The 26,574-nt window shown below is 60.2% G+C and carries 22 protein-coding genes and 1 tRNA gene; 22 read left to right on the top strand and 1 reads right to left on the bottom strand.

All coding sequences use genetic code 11. From position 1 onward, the window contains the following. The first annotated feature begins 234 nt into the window (after positions 1-234). Genes cysD through cysQ form a run of 3 tightly spaced genes read left to right on the top strand, consistent with a single transcriptional unit; the run spans position 235 to position 3,893 of the window. The gene (cysD, locus tag DUT91_RS02905) at positions 235-1,140 is read left to right on the top strand and encodes a sulfate adenylyltransferase subunit CysD (RefSeq protein ID WP_114438826.1); all 906 of its coding nucleotides are present in this window, start codon (positions 235-237) and stop codon (positions 1,138-1,140) included. Beyond that, on the top strand, positions 1,140-3,080 hold the full coding sequence (gene cysN, locus DUT91_RS02900) for a sulfate adenylyltransferase subunit CysN (protein WP_114438825.1): 1,941 nt from the start codon (positions 1,140-1,142) through the stop codon (positions 3,078-3,080). The genes cysD and cysN overlap by 1 nt, the downstream gene beginning before the upstream one ends. Continuing rightward, positions 3,081-3,893: a 3'(2'),5'-bisphosphate nucleotidase CysQ gene (gene cysQ / locus DUT91_RS02895; RefSeq protein WP_114438824.1), complete on the top strand. Its 813-nt coding sequence runs from the start codon at positions 3,081-3,083 to the stop codon at positions 3,891-3,893. Between the two features lie 329 nt (positions 3,894-4,222). Here the strand turns inward: cysQ and DUT91_RS02890 are convergent. After that, positions 4,223-4,299, bottom strand: a tRNA-Pro gene (locus DUT91_RS02890). A 236-nt stretch (positions 4,300-4,535) separates the two neighbouring features. Here DUT91_RS02890 and DUT91_RS02885 point away from each other — a divergent pair. The 19 genes from DUT91_RS02885 to DUT91_RS02795 all read left to right on the top strand — a co-directional run bounded on the left by DUT91_RS02885 (position 4,536) and on the right by DUT91_RS02795 (position 26,574). After that, the gene (locus DUT91_RS02885; RefSeq protein WP_114439020.1) at positions 4,536-6,794 is read left to right on the top strand and encodes an AGE family epimerase/isomerase; all 2,259 of its coding nucleotides are present in this window, start codon (positions 4,536-4,538) and stop codon (positions 6,792-6,794) included. Between the two features lie 151 nt (positions 6,795-6,945). Then, entirely contained in the window at positions 6,946-7,299 is a 354-nt protein-coding gene (locus DUT91_RS02880; protein ID WP_114438823.1) for a hypothetical protein, read from the top strand. 85 nt (positions 7,300-7,384) lie between these two features. After that, complete coding sequence (locus DUT91_RS02875; protein WP_114438822.1) at positions 7,385-8,161, top strand: DeoR/GlpR family DNA-binding transcription regulator; 777 nt, start codon at positions 7,385-7,387, stop codon at positions 8,159-8,161. A 199-nt stretch (positions 8,162-8,360) separates the two neighbouring features. Beyond that, a complete protein-coding gene (gene glpD, locus DUT91_RS02870) occupies positions 8,361-9,908 on the top strand; it encodes a glycerol-3-phosphate dehydrogenase (RefSeq protein ID WP_245419457.1) in 1,548 nt (515 codons plus the stop codon). Positions 9,909-9,965: 57 nt separating this feature from the next. Continuing rightward, positions 9,966-11,048, top strand: a complete 1,083-nt coding sequence (locus tag DUT91_RS02865) for an ABC transporter ATP-binding protein (protein WP_114438820.1) — start codon at positions 9,966-9,968, stop codon at positions 11,046-11,048. A 10-nt stretch (positions 11,049-11,058) separates the two neighbouring features. Beyond that, positions 11,059-12,132: an ABC transporter ATP-binding protein gene (locus DUT91_RS02860; RefSeq protein WP_114438819.1), complete on the top strand. Its 1,074-nt coding sequence runs from the start codon at positions 11,059-11,061 to the stop codon at positions 12,130-12,132. 3 nt (positions 12,133-12,135) lie between these two features. Continuing rightward, positions 12,136-13,002 carry a carbohydrate ABC transporter permease gene (locus DUT91_RS02855; RefSeq protein WP_114438818.1) on the top strand — a complete coding sequence of 289 codons (867 nt, stop codon included), beginning with the start codon at positions 12,136-12,138 and terminating at the stop codon, positions 13,000-13,002. A 25-nt stretch (positions 13,003-13,027) separates the two neighbouring features. Beyond that, on the top strand, positions 13,028-13,918 hold the full coding sequence (locus DUT91_RS02850) for a carbohydrate ABC transporter permease (RefSeq protein WP_425373743.1): 891 nt from the start codon (positions 13,028-13,030) through the stop codon (positions 13,916-13,918). Continuing rightward, positions 13,918-14,199, top strand: coding sequence for a DUF2160 domain-containing protein (locus DUT91_RS02845; protein WP_114438816.1), 282 nt, complete (start codon positions 13,918-13,920; stop codon positions 14,197-14,199). Before DUT91_RS02850 ends, DUT91_RS02845 begins: the two co-directional genes overlap by 1 nt. Before the next feature lie 75 nt (positions 14,200-14,274). Further along, on the top strand, positions 14,275-15,999 hold the full coding sequence (locus DUT91_RS02840; RefSeq protein WP_114438815.1) for an ABC transporter substrate-binding protein: 1,725 nt from the start codon (positions 14,275-14,277) through the stop codon (positions 15,997-15,999). A 133-nt stretch (positions 16,000-16,132) separates the two neighbouring features. Beyond that, positions 16,133-17,134 (top strand): DUF1403 family protein, encoded by a 1,002-nt coding sequence (locus tag DUT91_RS02835; protein ID WP_245419455.1) that lies wholly within the window; start codon positions 16,133-16,135, stop codon positions 17,132-17,134. A 3-nt stretch (positions 17,135-17,137) separates the two neighbouring features. Beyond that, positions 17,138-17,815 carry an SMC-Scp complex subunit ScpB gene (gene scpB, locus DUT91_RS02830; RefSeq protein ID WP_114438814.1) on the top strand — a complete coding sequence of 226 codons (678 nt, stop codon included), beginning with the start codon at positions 17,138-17,140 and terminating at the stop codon, positions 17,813-17,815. Positions 17,816-17,943: 128 nt separating this feature from the next. Beyond that, on the top strand, positions 17,944-19,011 hold the full coding sequence (locus DUT91_RS02825; protein WP_245419453.1) for an ABC transporter ATP-binding protein: 1,068 nt from the start codon (positions 17,944-17,946) through the stop codon (positions 19,009-19,011). Between the two features lie 151 nt (positions 19,012-19,162). Continuing rightward, the gene (locus tag DUT91_RS02820; protein ID WP_425373742.1) at positions 19,163-20,140 is read left to right on the top strand and encodes a Fe(3+) ABC transporter substrate-binding protein; all 978 of its coding nucleotides are present in this window, start codon (positions 19,163-19,165) and stop codon (positions 20,138-20,140) included. Continuing rightward, positions 20,140-21,861: an ABC transporter permease gene (locus DUT91_RS02815; RefSeq protein WP_425373741.1), complete on the top strand. Its 1,722-nt coding sequence runs from the start codon at positions 20,140-20,142 to the stop codon at positions 21,859-21,861. Before DUT91_RS02820 ends, DUT91_RS02815 begins: the two co-directional genes overlap by 1 nt. 105 nt (positions 21,862-21,966) lie before the next feature. After that, positions 21,967-22,674 carry a CerR family C-terminal domain-containing protein gene (locus DUT91_RS02810; protein ID WP_114438811.1) on the top strand — a complete coding sequence of 236 codons (708 nt, stop codon included), beginning with the start codon at positions 21,967-21,969 and terminating at the stop codon, positions 22,672-22,674. Continuing rightward, positions 22,674-23,690 carry a secretion protein HlyD gene (hlyD, locus tag DUT91_RS02805; protein WP_114439017.1) on the top strand — a complete coding sequence of 339 codons (1,017 nt, stop codon included), beginning with the start codon at positions 22,674-22,676 and terminating at the stop codon, positions 23,688-23,690. Before DUT91_RS02810 ends, hlyD begins: the two co-directional genes overlap by 1 nt. Beyond that, positions 23,687-25,444, top strand: a complete 1,758-nt coding sequence (locus DUT91_RS02800; protein WP_114438810.1) for an ATP-binding cassette domain-containing protein — start codon at positions 23,687-23,689, stop codon at positions 25,442-25,444. The genes hlyD and DUT91_RS02800 overlap by 4 nt, the downstream gene beginning before the upstream one ends. After that, on the top strand, positions 25,441-26,574 hold the full coding sequence (locus DUT91_RS02795) for an ABC transporter permease (protein ID WP_114438809.1): 1,134 nt from the start codon (positions 25,441-25,443) through the stop codon (positions 26,572-26,574). Before DUT91_RS02800 ends, DUT91_RS02795 begins: the two co-directional genes overlap by 4 nt.

Raw genomic sequence — 26,574 nt, 5'->3', positions numbered from 1 at the left:
GGGTGGGAACATTGTTCTGTCCGATTGATGTCACGCAGCATGTTTTTAGCGTGCAGAAGAGGCATTCTGCGATTTCATCCTTTTCTTCAATCCGGCCATTTACGAGCGGTTGCGGAGCCTCTTTGAAGGCAGTAAGACCCGGAAAAGCCGACCCAATACTTGCCTTACCCATACCATGTGGACACGGTATGTCATCAAGGCGGTCAAGTGAACCCGGAACGGAATCAAGCCGTCATGAATCTGACTTTGACGCATCTGCAACGTCTTGAAGCCGAGGCGATCCATATCTTTCGCGAGGTCGCGGCGACGTTCGCCAATCCGGTGATGCTTTATTCCGTCGGCAAGGATTCCTCCGTTATGCTGCATCTGGCGATGAAGGCATTCTATCCGGCCAAGCCGCCCTTTCCATTCCTGCACGTCGATACGACCTGGAAATTCCGCGAAATGATTGCGTTTCGCGATGCACAGGCGCGGGAACTCGGGTTCGAACTGCGGGTGCATATCAATGAGGACGGCGTGCGACAGGGGATCAACCCTTTCGTCCACGGTTCCAACACCCATACCCATATCATGAAGACTGTCGGCCTCCGGCAGGCGCTTGACAAATATGGCTTCGACGCGGCTTTCGGCGGCGCGCGGCGCGACGAGGAAAAATCCCGCGCCAAGGAGCGCATTTTCTCCTTCCGCAATGCGCAGCATGGATGGGATCCGAAGAACCAGCGCCCGGAAATGTGGAAGATCTACAATACCCGCGTCTCCAAGGGCGAATCGATCCGCGTGTTTCCTCTGTCGAACTGGACCGAACTCGACATCTGGCAGTATATTCTGCAGGAAAACATCCCCATCGTGCCGCTGTACTTCGCGGCCAAGCGTCCGGTGGTCGAGCGTGACGGGATGCTGATCATGGTCGATGACGGCCGCATGGAACTGAAGCCCGGCGAAAAAATCGAGGAGCGCATGGTCCGCTTCCGAACACTCGGCTGCTATCCGCTGACCGGCGCGATCGAGTCGGATGCGGCGACCTTGCCCGAGATCGTCGGCGAAATGCTGATCGCGCGTACCTCCGAACGGCAGGGCCGCCTCATCGACAAGGATGAAGCGGGCTCGATGGAGAAGAAGAAGCGCGAGGGGTATTTCTGATGAACAGGATCGATCTACCTGTCGTCGCCGACGAAGCGGATGACATCCTCGCATTCATGGCCGATCAGGAACGCAAATCGCTTCTGCGCTTCCTGACCTGCGGTTCCGTGGATGATGGGAAATCGACCCTCATCGGCCGGCTTCTCTATGATACCAAGCTCATCTTCGAGGATCAGCTTGCCGCCTTGCATAATGACAGCCGCAAGCACGGCACCAATGGCGACGATATCGATTTCGCGCTGCTGGTGGACGGGCTCGATGCGGAGCGCGAACAGGGCATCACCATCGATGTCGCCTATCGCTTCTTCGCCACGCCGAAGCGCAAGTTCATCGTCGCCGACACGCCGGGGCATGAGCAATATACTCGCAACATGGCGACGGGCGCCTCTACAGCGGATCTCGCCATCGTGCTCGTCGATGCGCGCCAGGGCATACTGACCCAGACGCGGCGGCACTCCTTCATCGCTTCCCTGCTCGGAATCCGGCACATCGTGCTGGCGGTCAACAAGATCGATCTCGTGGACTATTCGCAGGGCGTGTTCGACCGCATCGTTGCCGATTACACGGATTTTGCCCGCGACCTCGGCTTTGCCACCATTCAGCCTATCCCGATTTCCGCCCGTTATGGCGACAATGTCACGGAGAAATCAGCGAAACTCGGCTGGTATGACGGCCCGGCGCTGCTGGCGCATCTCGAAGCGGTTTCGCTGGATGAGAGCGACGCCGCCAGGCCGTTCCGCTTTCCCGTGCAATATGTGAACCGTCCGGACCAGAATTTTCGCGGTTTCGCCGGAACGGTCGCATCGGGCACGATTGCAGTCGGCGGCTCTGTCGTCGTGGCTAAATCGGGCAAGGCGTCGCGGGTCAAGCGCATCGTCACGCAGGATGGCGATCTAAGCCAAGCTTTCGAGGGGCAGGCGATCACCATCGTTCTGGAGGACGAGGTGGAAGTGTCGCGCGGCAACATGCTGGTCGCGCCCGATGCGCGCCCCGATGTCGCGGATCAGTTCGCGGCCCATCTCGTCTGGTTCAACGAAGAGGCGATGATCCCGGGCCGGACCTATCTCCTGCGCACCGAAACGGATCAGGTGAGCGTCACCATCACCGATCTGAAGCATCGCATCAACATCAACAGTTTCGCTGAGGAAGCGGCAAAGCATCTGGCGCTCAACGAGGTAGGTGTCTGCAACCTCTCGACCGGCGAGCCGATTGCTTTCGACCCCTATGGGGAAAACCGCTCGACGGGTTCGTTCATTCTCATCGACCGCATGACGAACGCGACGGTCGGGGCGGGCATGATCGATTTCGCGCTAAGGCGGGCGTCGAATGTGCACTGGCAGGCGCTCGACGTCGACAGAAACGCGCGGGCGACGCAGAAGCACCAGCGCCCGGCGGTGCTCTGGTTTACCGGATTGTCCGGTTCAGGCAAGTCGACGATCGCCAACCTTCTGGAGAAGCATCTCCATTCGCTCGGCAAACACACCTATATTCTCGACGGTGACAATGTTCGCCATGGTCTCAATCGCGATCTCGGTTTCACCGCCGAGGATCGGGTGGAGAACATTCGCCGGGTCGGCGAGGTGGCGAAGCTGATGGCGGATGCCGGGCTGATCGTGCTGGTGTCCTTCATCTCGCCTTTCCAGGCCGAGCGGCAATTGGTGCGCGAGCTTCTGCCCGAGGGCGAATTCGTCGAGATCTTCGTCGATACGCCGATCGAGGAATGCATCGAGCGCGACCCGAAGGGGCTTTACGCCAAGGCGCTGCGTGGCGAGATCAAGAACTTCACCGGCGTGGATTCGCCTTATGAGAAACCGGACAGTCCGGAAATCCATCTGAGGACGAGTGGACGTTCGACGGAGGAACTGGCGGCGGAAGTGGAGCAATATCTCGGCGAACGGGGTATCATCAGCCATTACAATGTCGATTCCTGGTCGATCTGAATGAACGATATCTCTCCTAATGGCCTGGATGGCGATGCGCTGCTTCGCGTCATGGAAGAGGCTGCCATTGCCGCCGGCCTCGCGATCATGGAGATTTATGCTGGCGGCTTCGATGTTCTTCTCAAGGATGACTGTTCGCCGGTGACGCAGGCCGACAAGGCGGCGGAAGCGATTATCCTCGCGGCTTTGCGCAAGGCGACGCCTGATATTTCCATCGTCGCTGAAGAAGAAATGTCGGAGGGAAGAGCTCCCGCGCATCTCGGGGACTGCTTCTATCTTGTCGATCCTCTCGACGGAACGCGCGAATTCATCGGAAGAAACGGCGATTTTACGGTCAATATCGCGCTGATCGATCGTGGTGTACCCATTTTCGGTGTGGTGTACGCGCCGGTACGCGGGCTCCTTTTTTCCGGCGCTCCGGGGGAGGCTCGCGAGGTTGCGGTCGACGCAAAGGGCTCCCGGGGGGCATCTCGGCTTATCGCCGTGCGCGATTGTCCGGCACAGATGATTGCCGTCGCCAGCCGCTCGCATCGCACGTCTGCGACGGATGACTATTTGACGGGCTTCGATATCGCCGAATGTGTTTCGGTCGGTTCGTCGCTCAAATTCTGCCTTCTGGCGCGGGGAGAGGCGGATATTTATCCGCGCTTCGGACCGACCATGGAATGGGATACGGCGGCAGGGGATGCAGTTCTGCGCGCGGCAGGCGGCGGAACCTGGACGCCTGAAGGCAGGCTTCTCGCTTACGGTAAACCCCATTTTAAAAATTCGTTTTTCATCGCCCGAGGTAAATGGAGCCCGGTGTTTTCGTAGTGATCGGCCTGTAAAACCTGCATGTTGATTGATGCATTGACGGGCGCGATCTGCTCTTTGCAAAGACTTCGAGTTTATTCGACTTTCATCAAGTATTTATAAAATTACTTCAATAGTTTACCGTAAAGCTATCGCAGATATATTTAATTACTTAAAGTGTTGATTCCGAATATGATTCAAGTATTGGCTTCTACGCTTTATTTTCACTTCTGTTTATTCTGTCAATAAAGCGGTGCTTGACGAAAATCCAGCAGAGCTCACTCGCGCTGCCGCTTTGATTGACTGCAATTATGAGATTTTTGGAAAATGCACAAAGTGCTCAATTCCAATGGTCGGAGTGAGAGGATTCGAACCTCCGACCCCGTCGTCCCGAACGACGTGCGCTACCAGGCTGCGCTACACTCCGTGACCATGGATGGCGGCTTATAGCGCCGCTATTTTCTCCCTGCAAGACGTTTCGTTAAAAAACCAGGGATAGATTCCGCCCATGCATCCGGACGGATTTCATTGGCCTCGATCGTGGGGGTAAGTTATGGCTGAAAAGATGGCATAACGGATGGAATCGCGAAACCGGCGCTCCTTTCAAAGGCAACAGCGATTCAGGAAAAGGCAATTCAAGCGGAAATGATACAGGGTGGAGACGTGTCGGGCCTCATTGTCAGCTTTATCATGAGTGGCGGTGTCGGCTCGCGACTTTGGCCGTTGTCACGCGAAGATTTTCCAAAGCAGTTCCATGATCTTTCCGGACAGGGGTCGATGCTGCAAAAGACCATCCGCCGGATGCGCGCGCGCCCGGCGGGGCCTTTGCCGGTCTATCTGCTCGCTTCGGAGCTCCATGCGGCCCGCATCGGCCAGGATATTGCCGGTATCGGGCTTGATGGTGGCAGGGCCGTCTTCGAGCCGATGGGCCGCAATACGGCCGCTGCCGTTGTGCTTGCCACCGAGATTACGCTGCGTGAGCATGGCGATGCGCTCGTGCTTGTGGCGCCTTCGGATCATGAAATATCCACCGACCGCGATTTTTGGGAAACAGTCGAAACGGGCGTGCCTGCCGCCGCCAGCGGGCGCGTGGTCGTTTTCGGCATTCGCCCAAGCAGCCCCGAAACCGGTTTCGGCTATGTCGAGACCGGACCCGAGCACCACGGCGTGCGCGATGTGATCCGGTTCGTCGAAAAACCTGACGAGGCGGCGGCGAAGGCCTATCTGGAGCAGGGCAACTTTTCCTGGAATGCCGGCATTTTCCTGTTTCGGGCGAGTGTCATGCGCGAGGCCTTTCTCGCCCATGCGCCGGAAATCTGGCATGGGGCCGTCGCGACGCTCGATGAGGCGGCGACGGATGTATCAGGCACCTATTTGCCGCATGATCTCTACGCAAACGTGCCCTCGATCTCCGTCGATTATGCCATCATGGAACACATCCGCAATATCGGGCTCGTCGAGGCGCGGTTCCGCTTTCACGATCTGGGTTCCTGGCAGTCGCTGCTCGATATGCGGGCGCAGTCAGGCGAGCATGACGGAGATGGCAATGTCGTGGTGGGGGATGTCGTCGCCATCGATTGCGAGCACAGCTATCTGCGCAGCGAGGGGCGACTGATCTCGGCGGTCGGCCTGCGCGACATGGCCGTTGTGGCCACCGAAGACGCCACTTTTGTCGCGCCGATTTCCGAAAGCCAGCATGTTCGCAAGATTGTCGAGCAGTTGGAAAAGACCGGACGGCTCGAAACGAAGTTTACGCCTGCGCCGGATCGCATGCCGATCGCCGGGGCCTATGCAACCCGTGTTCATCACTGGCTGTTCGAGGAAACCCTGCCGCTCTGGTCGACTGTCGGGGTGGACGAACGGCATGGCGGTTTCTTCGAGGTGCTGTCGCTGAGTGGTCTGCCGCTCGAACGGATCAAGCGCACGCGCACCATGGCCCGCCAGATCTACGCCTTTGCGGTCGCCAAGGAGATGGGCTGGGACGGACCGGCCGAGGAGTTGATCGATCACGGTATCCGCTTCGTCAAGGCGCATGGCCGCACCGAGCGCGGCGGCTGGGTCAAGACGTTCAATCCTGACGGCAGCGTGGCTGACGCAACGGAGGATGCCTACGATCAGTCGTTCATTTTGCTGGCGCTGGCCCACGCACACAAGGCGGGGCACAAGGACGCGCTGCCGCTTGCGACTGAGACCTTCGCCTTCATTGACGAATATCTCGCGGATGCACGCTGCACCGGGTTTCTGGAGGAGCCCGGCGACCGTGACAATCCACACTGCGTCCGCCGCTCAAACCCGCATATGCATCTGCTGGAGGCATTTCTTGCCTGGCATACCGTGACGGGTGAGCGCACCTATCTCGAACGTGCGGCGCGCATTGTCGATCTTTTCCGCAGCCGGTTCTTCGATCCCGACAGTTGGACCCTTGGCGAATTCTTCACCCAGGATTGGGAGCGGGTGCCGGGCGAGAAGGGCGAATGGACCGAACCGGGGCATCATTTTGAATGGGCGTCGCTGTTGTCCAGCTTTGCCGCGAGTTCCGGCCAGAAGGATGTGGTGCGGCTCGGGCGCAAGCTTTATGCCTCGGCCATTGCCAACGGGCTGAACCGGGCAACGGGGCTCGCTTACAATTCCGTTTCGCGCCATGGCCTGCCGATGGACCGCAACTCGCGCAGCTGGCCGCAGACCGAGGCGATCAAGGCGGCTATTGCGCTTGACGGCAATGGCGGGCCGGATTTGAAGCCCGAGATAGAGGCGCGTGTCGGTCGGCTCTTCCGCTGGCATATCGAGCCGGCCCCGAAGGGCCTGTGGATAGATCTCATTGATGAGCAAGGGCGCGCGCGGGCGGAAAACGTGCCTGCATCGATCTTCTATCACCTCGTCTGTGCGCTGACGCAATATATGGATTTCACCAGAAAGCTCTGAGAAGCCTGTGAATCATGGATAGCATCGCTTGAAACGGCGGAGCCAAGCTGCACATATTCGCAGCGGAAGGCCATTGGAATCGTTTGATGTCATGCGCCAAGATAGGCCGGTATAGGCCCCGATCCCGCTTGGCAAGCCACGGGAGACCGTCATGCCAGCCTATCAGATCAGGATTGCCTATCTCACTCAATATCGCCGAACGCGGCATTATTTTCACCGTTTGATCATTGCCGGTGACCAGGATCTGGCGCTCGCGGAAGGGCGGGCATTATTGACGAAGGTTTCTCCCAACGCACGGATTGTTCACGAAAGCGCGCTGCTCAGGCCGGATAGCGGCGAGGTCGAGGCCGCTGTGGCGTCGGGATGGACGCTCAGAAATGGATGGTGGAGCCGCCCGATAAGGGCAGGGGACGATCTCGTCATCATTGCCATGCACGGTCATGCCGACAGCAAGCATATCAACGCCAGGACGCCCGCGGGTTGCCTTGCCATCGACAGGGCTTGAGCTGCGGGGAGGGAACGCTGCGAAAGGCCATTTTCTTTTCCGGCTTTCGTATCTATTCTCGAAAGAGAAACGAAAGCCCTGAAAAATGTATCTGATACCGAGACACAATGAAATCCTGGAATTGGCCAAGGAGCATGGCCGGGTGCTGGTCGACGATCTCGCGGCGCTCTTCAATGTGACGCCGCAGACGATCCGCAAGGATCTCAACGATCTCTGCCAGCAGCAGCTTCTGACCCGCATCCATGGCGGGGCGCTCTATCCCTCCGGGGTCGAGAATGTCCAGTATGAGGCACGTCGCCAGATCGCTGCGACAGAAAAGGAAGCGATCGGTGCCGCCGCGGCCGATCTCATTCCTGACGGGGCATCGCTCTTCATCAATATCGGCACGACGACGGAGGCCGTCAGCCATGCGCTGTTGGACCGCAAGGCGCTAATGGTGATTACCAATAACATCAATGTTGCCAACAGGATGCGAGTATACCAGGGCATGGAGGTCGTCATCGCTGGCGGGGTGGTGCGCGGTTCGGACGGCGGTATCGTCGGCGAGGCGGCGGTGGACTTCATCCGCCAGTTCAAGGTCGATTTCGCCGTCATTGGAACTTCGGCTATCGACCGGGACGGCGCGCTGCTGGATTTCGACTTCCGGGAGGTGAAAGTGGCGCAGGCCATCATCGCCAATGCGCGCCATGTCATTCTGGTTTCCGACTCGACCAAATTCGAGCGGACCGCGCCGGTGCGTATCGGTCATCTCTCTCAGGTCCATACCTTCATCACGGATCATTGCCCCGATCAGGGCATCCGGGAAATCTGCATGGAGTTCAAGGTTCGGCTGATCGAAACATCGCCCATCGCTCGCTCCTGATCGTTTTCGTTTGACATTCGTATTGTTTTCGAAATAATCATTTGGTCTTTCGTATAGGCAATTTATTGCTGCATTGCGAAATATGGGGCAAGTCCGTCAGGAGAGGGAGTCATTTCCCGGAAAAGCAGGGCTGCTTTTTCCGTCGGACTTGGGGAGAAACAATGCGTTGGGCGGCTTTCCGCTCTCTGAGGCAAGGGCTGTGGACGATAACCCGACATATGACATCTTTGTCATCGGTGGCGGCATCAACGGATGCGGCATCGCGCGCGATGCGGCGGGGCGTGGTTATTCGGTCTATCTGGCCGAGATGAACGATCTGGCCAGCGGTACATCGTCCGGTTCGACCAAGCTCATCCATGGCGGGTTGCGCTATCTCGAACATTACGAATTCCGGCTGGTGCGGGAAGCGTTGATGGAGCGCGAGGTGCTCTGGGGCAACGCGCCGCATATCATCCATCCGATGCGGTTCGTCCTACCTTATCACAAGGGCGGGGTGCGTCCGGCCTGGCTTTTGCGCCTCGGCCTGTTTCTTTACGACCATATCGGCGGGCGCAGACGGCTACCGCCGACGCGCACGCTCGACATGCGCAGCGACCCGGCGGGAAAGCCGTTGAAGCCACTGTTCACCAAGGCATTCGAATATTCCGACTGCTGGGTCAATGATGCCCGCCTGGTGGCGCTCAATGCCCGCGATGCCGCGGACCGGGGGGTGGTGATCCGTACACGGGCGAAGATGACGGAAGCCCACCGCGACGGCGGGAAGTGGCAGATCACTGTTGAAGACACGGTTTCCGGCCAAACCGAGCAGGTGTCGGCGCGGCTTCTTGTCAATGCGGCAGGGCCGTGGGTCGATCATGTGGTCGCCGGGATTGCCGGCAAGGACGTGCACAATGTCCGGCTGGTGCAGGGCAGTCATATCGTCGTCCGCAAGAAATTCGACGACCCGCGCGCCTATTTCTTCCAGAACAATGACGGGCGCATCATTTTCGCCATTCCCTATGAGGACGATTTCACACTGATCGGCACGACGGACCAGGATTATCACGGTGATCCGGCCAAAACCACGATCACCGAGAAGGAGATCGACTATCTCAGCCGGGCCGCGAGCGAATATTTCCGCGAGCCGGTCAGCCAGGAGGATATCGTCTGGACCTACTCCGGCGTCCGGCCGCTTTTTGACGATGGCGCGTCCAAGGCGCAGGAGGCCACCCGCGACTACGTGCTGAAAGAGGATGCGCCGGAAGGCGCCGCGCCGCTGATCAACGTCTTCGGCGGCAAGATCACCACATATCGGCGCCTTTCGGAGCATATGCTGGAGAAGATAGAGGGATTTCTGGGCGCCAAGGGGCCATCCTGGACGCGATCCGCGCCTTTGCCGGGCGGTAATTTCCCCATGACGGCGTTCGACGCGGAATTGCGCAGGTTTCGGGAGCGTTATAGCTTTCTCGATGAGGCGCATGCCCGTAGACTGTTCAGGCTCTACGGAACGAGGGCCGATGTTCTGCTGGGAGCGGCTGCTTCCTATCAGGATTTGGGCAGGCATTTCGGTGTCGATCTCTATGAGGCGGAGGTTCGCTATCTCATCGAGAACGAATGGGCGCTGACCGCCGAGGACGTTCTGTGGCGGCGCACGAAGCGGGGCTTGAGACTCACTTCGATGGAGGTGGCGGCGCTCGCGGATTTCATGGCGCAAGCCGTGGGCAATCCGGCTAAAAGTATAAAAACAGCCGCGGCGGCAAGCAGATAGCGTATTTGGCAGGTAAACGTTTGCAGGTGGCGTTTGCTTGCGGGAGGAGAGAGACGAGTGCTGGAGTTACGGAACGTTTCGAAGGTCGTTGGCGGCAAGACCCATCTCAGCGATATCTCGCTGAAGCTGGAGCATGGCACGCTGAATGTCCTGCTTGGGCCGACGCTGGCGGGCAAGACCAGCCTGATGCGCATCATGGCGGGGCTCGACGTGCCGACTTCTGGTTCCCTGTGGTTCGATGGGCAGGATATAACGGGCGTGCCGGTGCAGAAGCGTTCGGTCGCCATGGTCTATCAGCAGTTCATCAATTACCCGGCTTTCACGGTTTATGAGAATATTGCCTCGCCCATGCGGGTCGCCGGCATCGACAGCGCGACCATCGACCGGGAGGTGCGCAAGACCGCGGAACTTTTGAAGCTTACGCCCTATCTCGACCGGACGCCGCTCAACCTCTCCGGCGGACAGCAGCAGCGCACGGCTCTGGCCCGTGCCATCGTCAAGAACGCCAAGCTGGTGCTGCTCGACGAGCCGCTGGCCAATCTCGATTACAAGCTGCGCGAGGAGTTGCGGGCGGAACTGCCGAAGCTGTTCGCCGCCTCGGGCGCGATCTTCGTCTATGCCACTACCGAACCCTCGGAAGCCCTGCTGCTTGGCGGCAATACGGCTACGCTCTCCGAAGGGCGTATCACGCAGTTCGGGCAGACCATCGATGTCTTCCGGCAGCCGGCCGATCTCATCACGGCGCAGACCTTCGCCGATCCGCCGCTCAACATCATTACCATCGAGAAAAAGGAAGATTTGTTCCATCTGCCAGGCGATATCACCTTTGCCGTTCCGGCGGACTGGCGGGGGATGGAGGATGGCAGCTATGTGCTGGGCTTCCAGCCGCATCACCTTTCCTTCGGGCCGTCCGAAAAGGACCTCTTCGCCATGCGCGCCAAGGTCATCGCCTCGGAGATCACCGGCTCGGAAAGCTATATCCACCTTGCCTTCGCGAATACGCGCTGGGCGATGCTGGCGCACGGAATCCACGAGTTGAACGCCGGCGAGATCGTCGAGCTTACTCTCGACCCACGCCATCTGATGATCTTCGACGCGAGCGGCAAGTCCGTCACCCCTCGCCAGAAACTGGCGGCGTAGGGAGGAAATCATGGCGCGCATCGAACTCGACCATATCCGTCATGCCTATGGGCCCAATCCGAAATCGGATGCCGATTACGCTTTGAAGGAAGTGCATCACACCTGGGAGGACGGCGGCGCCTATGCGCTGCTCGGCCCCTCCGGTTGCGGCAAGACCACGCTGCTCAACATCATATCGGGGCTGATCCATCCCTCGCACGGCCGGATATTATTCAACGGCCAGGATGTCACCGATCTGTCGACGCAGGAGCGCAATATCGCGCAGGTGTTCCAGTTTCCCGTCATCTACGACACGATGACGGTCTACGACAATCTGGCCTTTCCGCTGCGCAATCGCGGCGTCGCGGCAGCCGACATCGACCGCAAGGTGCGCGAAACGCTCGACATGATCGATCTCGCAAGCTGGGCGGACAAGAAGGCGCGCGGGCTGACCGCCGACCAGAAGCAGAAGATTTCGCTCGGCCGCGGCCTCGTGCGCTCCGATGTCAATGCGATCCTGTTCGACGAGCCGCTGACAGTCATCGATCCGCATATGAAATGGGTGCTGCGCTCGCAATTGAAGGAACTGCACCGGCGTTTCGGCTTCACCATGGTTTATGTCACGCATGACCAGACCGAGGCGCTGACCTTCGCGCAGAAGGTCGTCGTCATGTATGAGGGCGAGATCGTGCAGATCGGCACGCCGCATGAGCTTTTCGAGCGGCCGAAGCATACATTCGTCGGCTATTTCATCGGCTCGCCGGGCATGAATGTCGTGCCCGTCGAGATCGAGGGAAAAAAGGCCCGGTTCGGCGGGCAGGTGGTCAATCTGCCTGGCGCACCGGATATGCCTGCGACCAAGGGCAGGATGGAACTGGGCATACGCCCGGAATATGTGCGGCTTGGCCGCGAGGGCATGCCTGTCACCATCGGCAAGGTCGAGGATATCGGGCGCCACAAAATCGTGCGCACGCAACTGGAAGGGCAGGAGATCGCCGTCATTCTCGCCGAGGATGAGGAGGTTCCCGCCGATCCGCACATTCATTTCGATCCAAAGGGGATCAACGTCTACGCCAATTCATGGCGCGTGGCTTTGGGAGAATAGGCCATGGACAAGACATGGAACAATAAAGCCTGGTTCATGGTGCTGCCGGTTCTGCTTCTGGTGGCGTTCTCGGCGGTCATTCCGCTGATGACGGTCGTGAACTATTCCGTGCAGGACACGTTCGGCAACAACCAGTTCTTCTGGGCCGGCACCGAATGGTACGCGGAAATGCTGCATTCCGAGCGCTTTCATGCCGCGCTCCTGCGCAACCTGTTCTTTTCCTTCATCATCCTGGCGATCGAGGTGCCGCTCGGCATCCTCATCGCGCTCAACATGCCGCGCAAGGGCTGGGGCGTTCCGGTCTGCCTGGTTCTTATGTCCCTGCCGCTGCTCATTCCGTGGAACGTGGTCGGCACGATCTGGCAGGTCTTCGGGCGTGTGGATATCGGCCTTCTCGGGCGGACGCTTTCGATGCTCGGCATCAACTACAATTACGTGCAGAACCCGCTGCACGCCTGGGTCACCGTCATCGTCATGGACGTCTGGCACTGGACGAGCCTCGTGGTTCTGCTCTGCTATGCCGGGCTGGTGTCGATCCCGGATGCCTTCTACCAGGCTGCCAAAATTGACGGCGCATCGCGCTGGGCGGTGTTCCGCTACATCCAGCTGCCGAAGATGAACCGCGTGCTTTTGATCGCCGTCCTGCTTCGCTTCATGGACAGTTTCATGATCTACACCGAGCCCTTCGTCGTCACCGGCGGCGGACCGGGCAATTCGACGACGTTCCTCTCCATCGATCTGGTCAAGATGGCGGTTGGCCAGTTCGATCTCGGGCCAGCGGCGGCCATGTCGATCATCTACTTCCTGATCATCCTGGCGCTGTCATGGGTCTTCTATACGGTCATGACCAATTATGATGCGGAGCGCTGATATGAGTGTCGCAGAAGACAAGCTTATGGCTGAACGCAAGGGCAAAATCGACGAGAGGTCGTCCATGCAGAATGCGCAGACAGCCCTTGCCCGCACGATGCGCCGGCGCGGGGAGGAGTCCCGCTTCTGGTGGCTGATCCCGACGCTCTACATCATCTTCCTGATGCTGCCGATCTATTGGCTCATCAATATGAGCTTCAAGACCACTGCGGAAATCCTTTCGACGTTTTCGCTCTGGCCGGTGAAGCCGACGCTGCATAATTACGCGGTCATCTTCACCGATCCGTCGTGGTATTCGGGTTATATCAACTCGATCATCTATGTGGTGATGAACACCGTCATCTCCGTTTTGGCGGCGCTGCCGGCGGCCTATGCCTTCTCGCGCTACCGCTTTCTCGGCGACAAGCATCTGTTCTTCTGGCTGCTCACCAACCGCATGGCCCCCCCGGCGGTTTTCGTGCTGCCGTTCTTCCAGCTCTATTCGGCTTTCGGGCTGATCGACACGCATATCGCCGTGGCCATCGCGCATTGCCTGTTCAACGTGCCGCTCGCGGTCTGGATCCTCGAAGGCTTCATGTCCGGCGTGCCGAAGGAAATCGACGAGACCGCCTATATCGACGGCTATTCGTTCCCGCGCTTCTTCGTGAAGATCTTCATGCCGCTCATCGCCAGCGGCATCGGGGTGGCATGCTTCTTCTGCTTCATGTTCTCGTGGGTCGAGCTTCTCATCGCCAGAACCCTGACGACAACGGCGGCCAAGCCCATCGCGGCGACGATGACGCGCACGGTTTCGGCGTCGGGACTTGACTGGGGCGTACTTGCCGCAGCCGGCGTGCTGACGATCATTCCAGGTGCGCTCGTGATCTGGTTCGTGCGTAACTATATCGCCAAGGGCTTTGCCCTGGGGAGGGTGTGATGAATCTCTCATGGATGGCCTGGACCTGGCCGACGGCGATCTTCTTCATGACGATCCTTGCGCTGCTCGTCGGCATGGCGGTCTGGGAATATTTTTCGCCGGGCGGCAATCCGCGCGTCGGCGTCCTGCGCTTCGAGACGACACGCGGCGACCGGCTTTTCGTCTCGCTGCTTGGATCAGCTTTCATCAATCTCGCATGGCTGGGGCTGGTCGGTCCCAACCTATGGTGGGCCCTCGCACTGTCCGTGGTCTACGCCATCGGCGTATTTCGCTACGTATAGGAGAGGAAACAAGCGCCAGCTCGCGAAGCGGGCGCTGGACTAAATAGCAATCGCAACCCTTGGGAGGACTTTAACATGCGACGGCACCTACTCACATCGACAACAGCACTGGTGCTGCTGTTGGCTACAGGCAACGCCTTTGCCGGAATGGATGAGGCGAAGGGATTTCTCGACAAGGAAATCGGCGACCTCTCGACGCTCTCGCGCGCCGATCAGGAAAAGGAAATGCAATGGTTCGTCGATGCGGCGAAGCCATTCGCCGGCATGGAGATCAAGGTCGTCTCCGAAACCATCACCACGCATGAATATGAATCGAAAGTGCTGGCGCCGGCTTTCACCGCCATCACCGGCATCAAGATCAGCCATGATCTGATCGGCGAGGGCGATGTCGTCGAAAAGCTGCAGACGCAGATGCAGTCGGGCGAGAATATCTATGACGCCTATGTCAACGATAGCGATCTGATCGGAACGCATTGGCGCTACCAGCAGGTGCGCAACCTGACCGACTGGATGGCGAATGAAGGCAAGGACGTCACCAATCCCGGTCTCGACCTCGACGATTTCATCGGAAAGTCGTTCACGACGGCGCCTGACGGCAAGCTCTACCAGCTTCCTGACCAGCAGTTCGCGAACCTCTACTGGTTCCGCTACGACTGGTTCAACGACGAGAAGAACAAGGCCGATTTCAAGGCAAAGTACGGCTATGATCTGGGTGTGCCGGTCAACTGGTCGGCTTACGAGGATATTGCCGAATTCTTCACCGGTCGGGAGATCGACGGCAAGAAGGTCTACGGCCATATGGATTATGGCAAAAAGGATCCGTCGCTCGGCTGGCGGTTCACCGATGCCTGGCTTTCGATGGCGGGCAATGGCGACAAGGGCATTCCGAACGGCAAGCCGGTCGACGAATGGGGCATCAAGGTCGATGCAAATTCGCGTCCGGTCGGCTCCTGCGTGGCGCGCGGCGGCGATACCAATGGTCCGGCCTCGGTCTATGCCATCGAGAAATACCTCCAGTGGCTGAAGGCCTATGCGCCGCCGGAAGCACAGGGCATGACCTTCTCGGAATCCGGTCCGGTTCCGGCGCAGGGCACTGTCGCCCAGCAGATCTTCTGGTACACGGCCTTCACCGCCGATGCCGTCAAGAAGGGCCTGCCCGTCGTCAACGAGGACGGCACGCCGAAATGGCGCATGGCACCTTCGCCGCATGGCGTCTACTGGAAGGACGGCATGAAGCTCGGCTATCAGGACGTCGGTTCCTGGACGCTGATGAAGTCGACGCCGGAGGACCGCGCCAAGGCCGCATGGCTCTATGCGCAGTTCGTCACCTCGAAGACCGTGGACGTGAAGAAGAGCCATGTCGGCCTGACGCTCATCCGCGAAAGCTCCATCGGGCATGAAAGCTTCACCAAGCGCGCGCCCGAACTCGGCGGCCTGATCGAGTTCTACCGTTCGCCGGCCCGCGTGCAGTGGTCGCCGACGGGCACCAACGTGCCGGACTATCCGAAGCTGGCACAGCTCTGGTGGCAGGCGATCGGTGATGCGTCTTCGGGTGCGAAGACCGCGCAGGAAGCCATGGACTCGCTTTGCGCCGAGCAGGAAAGGGTGCTTGAACGCCTCGAACGCGCCGGCGTCCAGGGCGATATCGGCCCGAAGCTCGCCGAGGAGCACGATCTGCAATATTGGCACGACGACGCCGTCAAGAACGGCAATCTCGCGCCGCAATTGAAGGTCGAGAACGAAAAGGAAAAGCCTGTTACCGTCAATTATGACGAACTGGTCAAGAGCTGGCAGAAATAAGCCAGCGCCCTCCTGTGGGAGAAACTGGGCCGGATAGCGATATCCGGCCCTTTTTGCGTATGACAGCCGTGTTTGTTGTGGTTTGCCGCAAATCCCATGGAGATGGGACGCGGTTTGGCATAATGTTGCCGCCATGAATTATGCGCGCTCGATCGCTTCCGAAATGCCCGTTTCCTCCGCCGCTTCTTCGCCTGCCCCGTGGGTACGGGCGCCGCGCGACCTGACGGGGATGGATGAGGCCGAGGCCGCGTTCCTGGCGGGTGCGGCGCTCCAGGCGCTCGATGGCCTCATCCGGGACGAGCCTGACTGGTCCGGCATCTGGCGCAGCCGTATGGCGCTGAAGGCCGCATCGGCATCGTCTTCGCTCCTCGGCAGGCCGGAAGAGGAGGCGGCGCTGCGCGATGCCGTCTGTCTCACGCGGCCCGGTAGCGATCCCGGCCCGGTTGGCAGGAATCTTCTCGCCTGGCGAAGGCTTGCCCGCCATTCGGGGACCTTTGACAAGGAGTTGCTGAATTCCATCGCGGAATTCTTCGGGTTGAAGACCAATCAGGATTTGGCAGATATCGCGGATCATATCCGCGCGCTGATGCAGGCCGGCAAGCCGGCCCCCTTCGCGGCGATGGAGGCTGCCGAATATGCCGTGAAGGCTTTCGATGATGGCAAGGCCTTGCCTATCTCTGCCGAGTTGCTTGGCTTCTGGGTGGCCGATCTGGCGCTTGCTGACAGACTGAAATGGCCGCGGCCCGTGCCGCTTCTGGTAACACAGGCGCAAAAGCCGTTCTTCCGGGCGGGCCCCAATCGCCGTCGCCTGCGCATCGGCGAGGAGGGGTGGCGCAGGGCCTGTCTCATCGCCTACACCCAGGCTGCCCTGGAGGCTTACGACATTGCTGCAGACATTGCCCGCCGGGCGGAAAGATTGAAGGCGGTTGCTCCCAAGCTGCGCGCCAAGGGATCGGCGCGCATTGTCGAGGCGTTGCTTCAGGACGATGCATTGTTGCCCTCAGCCTGTATCGACGCCTTTCCTGGACAGGCGATGACAGACCGCGCGTTGCGTCGGCTGTTCGAGCGCCTTGTTTCGCTCGAGGCGGTGCGCGAACTGACGGGGCGGACCACCTTCCGGCTCTACGGGCTCTAGCAGATGGCATTGCGGGACCGGGAGAAGACATCGCCACCGAAGGACGCATTCGACCGCGAATTGCTGGACCTGCCGGCCACTGCCCGCTGGCGCGAATGGATGAACCGTGTCGAGGCGGTGATATTCGCCGCGAGCGAACCTGTCGGCGTGGATGTACTCCAGCGGTTGGTCGGGAGTGATTGCAGCATCGAGCTTCTGATCGAGGACATCCGTGAGGAATTGCGGATGCGACCCTATGATCTTGTTCGCGTCGCCGGCGGTTTTCAGCACCGCACACGGCCTCCCTATGGTAGCGCCATACGCGCAGCGTCGGGTATGGACGAGGGAACTGCAGGCCTGTCACAGGCGCAAGCATTGCTCCTGATGACCATAGCCTATTTCCAGCCGCTGACGCGCACCGAGCTTTCGGCTTTCATCGGGCGCGAGGTGAGCCGGGATACGATCGGGCAGTTGCGCAATGCCGGATTTATCACCTCCGGCCCGCGCAGCCCGCAGCCCGGCGCACCCTATACCTATATCACCACGGATGCCTTCCTCCGACATTTCGGTTTCGAGACGTTGCGCGATCTGCCTGACATCGAGAAGCTGGAAGATGCGGGATTGCTCGACAAGGAAAAGCTTCTGGCCGACATTCCAGTCGCAATGGAGAACGTGGAAGAGGACGGGGACGAAATCGGCTGAATCTGCCTTTTCTCCCACTGATCCCGGCGGCCTGCGAGCACATCTTCGCTTTCCATTTTGACATCAAACCTGATTTGCGCAATCAACAAACCTGATAGCGACGCATGGCGCCGGCGGGTAGAGGATCGATGATGCATGGATTTGCGGAAACTGCGGCTGGCGCGCTGACGCTGGAACATATCAGCCGGCGTTTCGGCGAGACGCTCGCGCTGGACGACGTATCGTTCTCGATCGTGCCTGGAGAGATTATCTGCCTTGTTGGCCAATCCGGTTGCGGCAAGTCCTCGCTTTTGCGAATCATCGCAGGCGTCGATACCGCCGATAGCGGGCGCATTCTGCTCGGCGGTATCGAAATCGCCGGAAATGGTCGTTTTGTCGAGCCGGAAGACCGCAATATCGGCTTTGTTTTTCAGGATTATGCGCTCTTTCCGCACCTGACCGTCGAGGAAAATGTCGAATTCGGGTTGAAGAAGCTGCCGCGTCATCAGGCGCGGGAGCGGGCGGCGATGGTCATCGCGCGGATCGGGATCGAAGCTCTCGCCAAGCGTTATCCGCATACGCTCTCAGGCGGCGAGCAGCAGCGCGTGGCGTTGGCAAGGGCGCTCGCGCCGAAGCCGCGTATCCTGCTGATGGACGAGCCGTTCTCCAATCTCGACCGCGGTCTGCGCGAGCGGGTACGCGAAGAGACCGTCACAACGCTGAGGGCGCTGGGCACAACCGTCATCATGGTCACGCACGACCCGGAAGAAGCGCTTTCCGTCGGTGACAAAGTCGTGCTCATGCAGAAAGGGCGCGTCGTGCAGATATCCACCGGATATGACATCTACGATCATCCGAATTCGCTTTATGCGGCTGAATTCTTCTGCCCTTTCAACAAAATTCCCGGCATTTGCCGCAACGGCGTGATCGAGACCGCCCTTGGCGCGTTTCCGGCCGCGCTTGACCTGCCCGAGGGGAGCCCGGCGCTTGCCTGCATCCGTCCACAGGCGTTCCGTCTGGCATCTCCCGGCGAAGGGTTGCCCGCGCGCGTCGTGCGCTGCTCGTTCCTCGGAGAAATCGAGCAGCTTGCGATAGAGATGGAAGGAGTGACCGAACCCCTGCAGATGCGTACGACCGATCGCATCGAAACCCGACCCGGAGATCATCTTCATCTCACCATCGATCCCGGCGGTGTCCTGGTGTTTCCACAGGGATGAGGCAGCAAGATAACTTGACTGGGTCAATCAAGTATGGTCGATGCGATGTCGGGGAGGCGGAACAGTCGCCTGCTAAAAATATGACCAGACGATAAAGGACCGTATCATGAACAAGCTTTCCGCAGTGAAATTGGCCTTGTTTGGAAGCGTAATGGCCCTTGCCTGCAGCGGCGCTTCCGCAACCGAACTGAACATCTATACAACACGTGAGCCCGGATTGATCAAGCCGCTGCTCGATGCCTTCACCGCGAAGAGCGATGTGAAGGTCAACACGGTATTCATGAAGGACGGGCTGGCCGAGCGCGTCGCATCCGAGGGCGAAAGCTCGCCGGCGGACATCCTGATGACGGTCGATTTCGGCAATCTCATCGATCTCACCGAAAAGGGGCTGACCCAGCCCGTGGAATCGAAGGTGCTCGATGCGGCAGTGCCCGAGAATTTGCGCGATACCGCGAACAACTGGTTTGCCCTGTCGATGCGGGCCCGCGTGCTCTATGCCGCGAAGGACCTCGACCTGGCCTCCTTCAACTATGAGGATCTGGCCGATCCGAAATGGAAGGGCAAGGTCTGCATTCGCTCGGGCCAGCATCCGTACAATAGCGCGCTCTTCGCCGACTACATCGCGCATCATGGCGCCGAGGCGACGGAAAAGTGGCTGGCAGGGGTCAAGGACAATCTCGCGCGCAAGGCCGGCGGCGGCGACCGCGACGTGGCCAAGGATATCCTCGGCGGCATTTGCGATATCGGTATCGCCAACTCCTATTATGTCGGGCTGATGCGCTCCGGCAAGGGCGGTGAGGACCAGAAAGCCTGGGCGGATGCCATCAAGGTTATCCTGCCGACCTTCAAGGACGGTGGCACGCAGGTCAATATCAGCGGCGCGGCCGTTGCCAAGCATGCGCCGAACAAGGCGCAGGCGGTTGAACTTCTCGAATATCTTGTTTCCGACGAGGCGCAGAAGCTCTATGCCGAAGCCAATTTCGAGTATCCGGTGAAAGCAGGCGCTCCCATCGATCCGATCATCGCTTCTTTCGGCGAATTGAAGGTCGATCCGGTGCCGCTGGCGGAAATCGCCAAGCATCGCAAGGAAGCAAGCGAACTGGCTGAAAAAGTCGGCTTCGATAACTGATTGGACGAAGAGGTGCCGCAGTTTCGCGGCACCTCCGCCATTTGATGACAATAATCGTGTCGCCGCGTTCTTCCCTTATCCAGGCCGTCCACCGAAAGGTCGGGCGGCTATGGCTATTCATGGCGGGTGTCATCGCTCTCCTGGTGGCGACGCCGATCCTGGCGCTTGGCTGGGAGGCGCTGCATGGCTCGGGCGATCTCTGGCCGCATCTTCTGGCCTTCGTGCTGCCAACGGCGCTGGCGCAAACGCTGACCCTGCTGTTCGGCGTGGGCATTCTGGTTATCTTTATCGGAACAGGCGCCGCCTGGCTGGTGACGGCCTATGATTTTCCGGGCCGCGGCATGCTGGAATGGGCGCTGCTTCTGCCGCTCGCCGTGCCGACCTACATCATCGCCTATGCCTATCTCGACATTCTCCATCCCATCGGCGCGTTCCAGGGCGTCATTCGCGCCGTGCTCGGCTATTCCAGTCCACGCGAGTTCCGTCTGCCCGACATCCGCTCCATGACGGGCTGCATCATCCTGCTCGGCTTCGTGCTTTACCCCTATGTCTATATCACGACGCGGGCGATGTTCCTGACGCAGGCAGCCAATCTGGTCGAGGCGGCGCGGACGCTCGGCACGCGGCGGAGCGGGATCTTCTGGCGTGTCGCCCTGCCGCTGGCGCGGCCTGCCATCGCGGTTGGCGTCAGCCTGGCGCTGATGGAAGCCCTGAACGATATCGGCGCATCGGAATTCCTGGGCGTCAAGACGCTCACGGTTTCCGTTTATACGACATGGATCACCCGTTCCGATCTACCGGGCGCGGCGCAGATCGCCCTCGCGATGCTCTTTCTGGTAATAGCGTTGATCGTGATCGAGCGCCGGGCGCGCCGCCGCCAGCGCTATTCCCTGACGGTACAACGCAGCCGCAGTTTCGCGCCGCGAAAGCTCGGCAGGTTCATGGGATCGTCGGCTCTCTTCTTCGGCCTCATTCCCGTTCTCATCGGGTTTGTCGCTCCGGCAAGCTATCTCGCAATCGAAGCCTGGAAGCGTTTCCACGTGGCGGGCCTGTCCGGACAACTTGTATCGGAAGCCCGCAATACGATCATCATGTCAGCGATCGCGACGGCGGTGGTGCTGGCTTTCGGCGTCACCGTTGCCTATGCCGCAAGGTTACGGCCCGGCTGGTTCTCGGCGGTTTGTTATCGGCTTTCGGCCATCGGCTATGCCGCGCCGGGAACCGTCATCGCCATCGGCATACTGATTCCCGTCGCAGCCCTCGACCGGTTCATCGACCGCAGCGTCATCGAGTGGTTCGGCTTCTCAACGGGCCTTTTGCTGATCGGATCCGGGGCGGCGCTGATCTATGCCTATACAGTGCGTTTCCTTGCGATATCGGCCGGCGGCGCCGAGACGGGCTTCAGCCGTATTCCGATCTCATTCGACCAGGCCGCGCGCAGCCTCGGGCGGAATGCCACGGGCACCTTCCGCAACGTGCATCTGCCGCTGTCGAAGACCGCGCTGGCGGCGGCCGGCCTTCTGGTCTTCGTCGACTGCATGAAGGAGCTGCCGGCAACGCTCTTGTTGAGGCCGCTCAATTTCGAAACGCTGGCGACGCATCTCTATGGCGAAGCGGCGCGCGGGTCCTATGAGGAGGCGTCCATTGCCGCCCTTGCCATCGTCCTAATCGGCACATTGCCGGTGATCATACTCGCCAGGGTAGGGCGGCAGAAGTCCTAGCGATCCATTTCACCTTCCTGCTTCGATTTGGATCAGGAATGAGAATGTTCGGGCTTTTTAATTGACCTGTTTGACTCATTCATTCGAATGAATTAGTATGCAGTCATGAAAGAAAATCCAGAGACGAAAAGCGCGCGCAAAACCCCGGAGGATCGGGGGGATGCCACCCGTGAGAAACTGCTGACCAAATCGATCGAAATATTCGGTCGCTATGGCTTCGACGGTGCGACGACGCGGATGCTGAGCGAGGCGGCGGGCGTTAACCAGCAGGCGATACCCTATTATTTCGGCAGCAAGGAAGGCCTCTACATAGCAGCGGCTGAGCATATAGGCGCGGCTATCTCGGCCCATGTGTCGACACTGCGCGACCGAACCCGCTCCCGGCTTGCCGAGGCGGAGGCCACGGGCATGCTCATTGGCAGGGAAGAGGCGCGCAGCCTTCTGACGGAAGTCCTGCAGACGATCGCGACGCTGTTCGTCAGCCGTGAATCGGAGCCCTGGGCGCGCTATCTCATTCGCGAGCAGATGGAGCCGACGGAAGCCTTCAAGCGCGTCTATGGCGGCGTCATGAAGCCGATGCTCGAGGTCATTGGCAGGCTGGTTGCCATTCTTCTCGATGACGTTCCTGGCTCGCAACGCGTGCGGCTGCGCACGATGGCGCTGCTCGGAGGCGTCATGGTGTTCCGGGTGGCCCATGCGGCGGTACTGGCGCAACTCGAGTGGAAAGCAATAGGCCCCGAAGAAGTCGAAACCGTGCGAGCGCTCGCGCGTGAACTGGTTGGCGCTATCGGTCCGGAAGGTAAGGACACATGATCAGGAAGCTTATTGCCATCATCGTTCTGCTGCTTGTGGCCGGTGCCGCGGCAGCCTGGTGGTTTGATTTCCCGTCCCGCCTCGGCTGGGGGAGCCAGCCGGACGATCGCCTGACGCTCTATGGCAATGTCGATATACGTCAGGTGCAACTCGGCTTCCGCGTCGCAGGGCGGCTCAGGCAAGCGCTGGTGGATGAGGGCGATACGGTCAAGGCTGGCGACATTCTCGCGCGCCTAGATACGGCCCCTGCCGAGGATAGTGTGCGTGCCGCGGAGGCCAAGGTCGCGGGCCTGCGTGCCACGTTGAAAAAGCTTCAGGCCGGTCCGCGCGCGGCGGAGATCGCCCAGGCCCAGGCGCTTTATACCGAGAGCCAGGCCGACCTGCAGAATGCAAGCCAGGCTTTTGAACGGGCGCGGCAGCTCCGGCCGGGCGGCTCGATCTCCCAGGCCGGTCTCGATCAGGCAAAGGCCATGAAAGACATGGCATCGGCGCGGTCGCAATCGGCGTTCGAGGCGCTGCGTCTGCTGCAGGAGGGCACGCGCCCTGAGGATATCGCGTTGGCGCGGGCCAATTTGCAGGCGGCGGAGGCGGAGCTCTCGTCCGCCAAGACATCGCTTGACGATACGGATCTTGCCACGCCAGCCGACGGCGTCGTCCTGTCGCGGGTGCGCGAGCCGGGTGCGATCGTGTCGCCGAGCGACATCGTTTATGTCCTGTCGCTGACGAAGCCGGTCTGGGTGCGGGCCTACATATCGGAACCGGATCTGGGCAGGGTCCATCCAGGGATGATGGTGGACGTCGTGTCCGACACGGCGCCCGACAAGCCCTATCAGGGCAAGGTGGGCTTCATCTCGCCCGTTGCCGAGTTCACGCCCAAATCCGTCGAGACGCCGGATCTCAGGACCGATCTCGTCTATCGGCTCCGCATCATCATCGAGAACGCCGACACACGGTTGCGCCAGGGCATGCCGGTGACGGTTCGCATAGGCGCCGAGAACGGCGAAGGTGGGCCGTGAGCGCCCGGGCTGCGAAGGCGGAACATGCAGCCGCCGATTTCGTCCGGTTGACGGATGTCATTAAACGCTTCGGGAGCGCGCCTCCGGCTCTTGACGGGATAGAAGGGAGGATTAGAGGCGGTGAAATTACAGGGCTGGTCGGGCCTGACGGCGCGGGCAAGACGACGCTGATCCGCCTGATGACCGGGCTGATGCTGCCCGATTCCGGCACGATCGAGGTGCTGGGCTTCGATACGAGGCAGAATCCTACCGCGATCCAGGCAGCTATCGGCTATATGCCGCAGCGTTTTGGCCTCTATGAAGATCTGTCGGTACAAGAAAATCTCGATCTCTATGCCGATCTCAGGGGCCTGCCCAAGGCGGAGCGCCCCGCCGTCTATGATGAATTGCTGACCTTCACCGATCTCAAGCGATTCACCGGGCGGCTCGCGGGAAAGCTGTCGGGCGGTATGAAACAGAAGCTGGGGCTCGCCTGCGCACTGCTCAAGAAGCCGAGGCTTCTGCTGCTGGACGAGCCGGGCGTGGGGGTCGATCCGATCTCGCGCCGCGACCTCTGGAAAATGGTCGAGGATCTGACGCGGGAAGGCATCGGCGTGGTGTGGTCGACGGCCTATCTCGACGAGGCCGAGATGTGCGACAATGTCTTTCTTCTCAACCAGGGAAAGCTGCTTTTCACCGGCCCGCCTGCGGGTTTGACCAGCCGCGTCGACGACCGGGTGTTCAAGCTGACCGGCCTGACGGGGCGGCGCCGTCCTATTCTTGCAAAGACGCTGGAGCTATCAGGCGTGATCGACGGGGTGATCCAGGGCGAGGCGATCCGGCTGGTGCTTGCCCCCGGCGCCAAGTCCCCCGTTGAGACGGAGATCGGCTCGAAGCTCAGGCTGGTCCCCGCGACGCCGCGTTTCGAGGATGCTTTTGTCGACATGCTGGGCGGTGGTCCGGGGGGATGGTCCAAACTTGCGGATGCCACCACCAAGTTGCCATCCGATGGCGGGCGACCCGTCATCGTCGCGCATGGCCTCACCAAGCGCTTCGGCGATTTCACCGCCGCCGACGATATCACCTTTGAAATTCCGCGCGGCGAGATCTTCGGATTGCTCGGACCCAACGGAGCCGGCAAGTCCACGACCTTCAAGATGCTCTGCGGATTGCTCAAGCCAACGGAAGGCGAGGGCCGCGTCGCGGGCTTCGACCTGCGCCGCGATACCGCCGAGGCGCGCAATCGGCTGGGCTACATGGCCCAGAAGTTCTCGCTCTATGGCGATCTGAGCATCGCCCAGAACCTTGCCTTCTTCGCCGGTGTGTATGGCTTGAACGGCCGGCGCAAGCGAGAACGCATCGCGCTGATGACGGAGATTTTCGAATTCGCGCCGCATGCCGATATGTCGGCCAAGGATCTGCCGCTCGGCCTCAAGCAGCGCCTGGCGCTCGCCTGCGCGGTCATGCACGAGCCCGAGGCGCTTTTCCTGGATGAGCCGACCTCCGGCGTCGATCCGATCATGCGGCGGGAGTTCTGGACCCATATCAACGGCCTGGTCGAAAAGGGCGTGACGGTGCTGGTCACCACCCATTTCATGGAGGAAGCGGAATATTGCGACCGCATTTCGCTGATCTATCGCGGCCGCTCCATCGCGCTCGGCTCTCCCGATGAACTGAAGGCGCGGGTTGCCAGCAAGGACAATCCAGATCCGACGATGGAGGATGCCTTCATCACCCTGGTACAGGAATCCGAAGCGGAGGCGGTGACAGCATGAGCGATTCGAGGCGTCTCGATCGGGTTCGCCGGCTTGCCGCCCTGGTGCGCAAGGAAACCTATCAGGTCATTCGCGATCCAAGCAGCATCCTCATCGCTTTCGTGCTGCCGCTGATCCTGCTTTTCCTCTTCGGATATGGCGTGTCGCTCGATGCGACCCGTACCCGCATCGGGCTGGTGGTGGAGGACCCGACGCCCGTGACCCGGGATCTGGCGGCGAGTTTCCAGGCGTCGCGTTATTTCGAAGTGGTGAATGGGAACGACAGGCGAGAGTTCGAGGAGGATCTGATCACGAGCCGGGTGAGGGGCATCGTCGTGATTCCCGCGACATTCGCCGCCGATTATGCAGCAGGTACGTCGCCCGCAATCCAGGTGATCGTCGACGGGTCTGATCCGAACACGGCGAGCTTCGTGCAGAATTATGCGCGGGGCGTCGTGGCCAATTGGGCGGCGCTGCGCGGGGCCGACGCCGCGGCGCGGCCACCCGCCATCAGCGTGGAGCAGCGCTTCTGGTTCAACCCGCAGCTCACCAGTCGTTTTTTCCTGGTGCCGGGCTCCATCGCTATCGTGATGACATTGGTCGGCACGCTTCTCACCTCGCTGGTCGTCGCGCGTGAATGGGAGCGTGGGACGATGGAGGCGATCATGGCGACGCCTGTTACCGCGGCGGAACTCCTCATTGGGAAGATTCTACCCTATTTCATTTTGGGGCTGGCTTCGATGACGCTCTGCATGCTCCTTGCCATCTTCCTGTTCGGTGTGCCGTTCCGTGGTTCGATCCTGGCGCTCTATGCGCTTTCGGCAAGTTTCCTGGTTCCGGCGCTCGGTCAGGGACTGCTCATTTCCGCTGCTACGAAGAATCAGTTTCTCGCCTCGCAGCTGGCGCTGCTCTCGGCGTTTCTGCCGGCGTTTCTGCTTTCGGGCTTCCTCTTCGAGATCAACTCGATGCCGACCGTCATCCAATGGATTACGACGGTCGTCCCCGCGCGCTATTTCATATCAAGCCTTCAGACGGTGTTCCTCGCCGGCGACATCTGGCCGCTGTTCCTGCAGGCCATTGCCGTCATGCTTCTCATCGGCGCGGTCTTCTTCGCCCTTGCCGCCCGTTCGACGCGCAAGAGGATCGGCTGA

Origin of the sequence: Paramesorhizobium salinisoli, assembly GCF_003335045.1 — a bacterium.
GTDB lineage: Bacteria > Pseudomonadota > Alphaproteobacteria > Rhizobiales > Rhizobiaceae > Paramesorhizobium > Paramesorhizobium salinisoli.
This window is presented reverse-complemented; position numbering and strand designations above follow the sequence as displayed.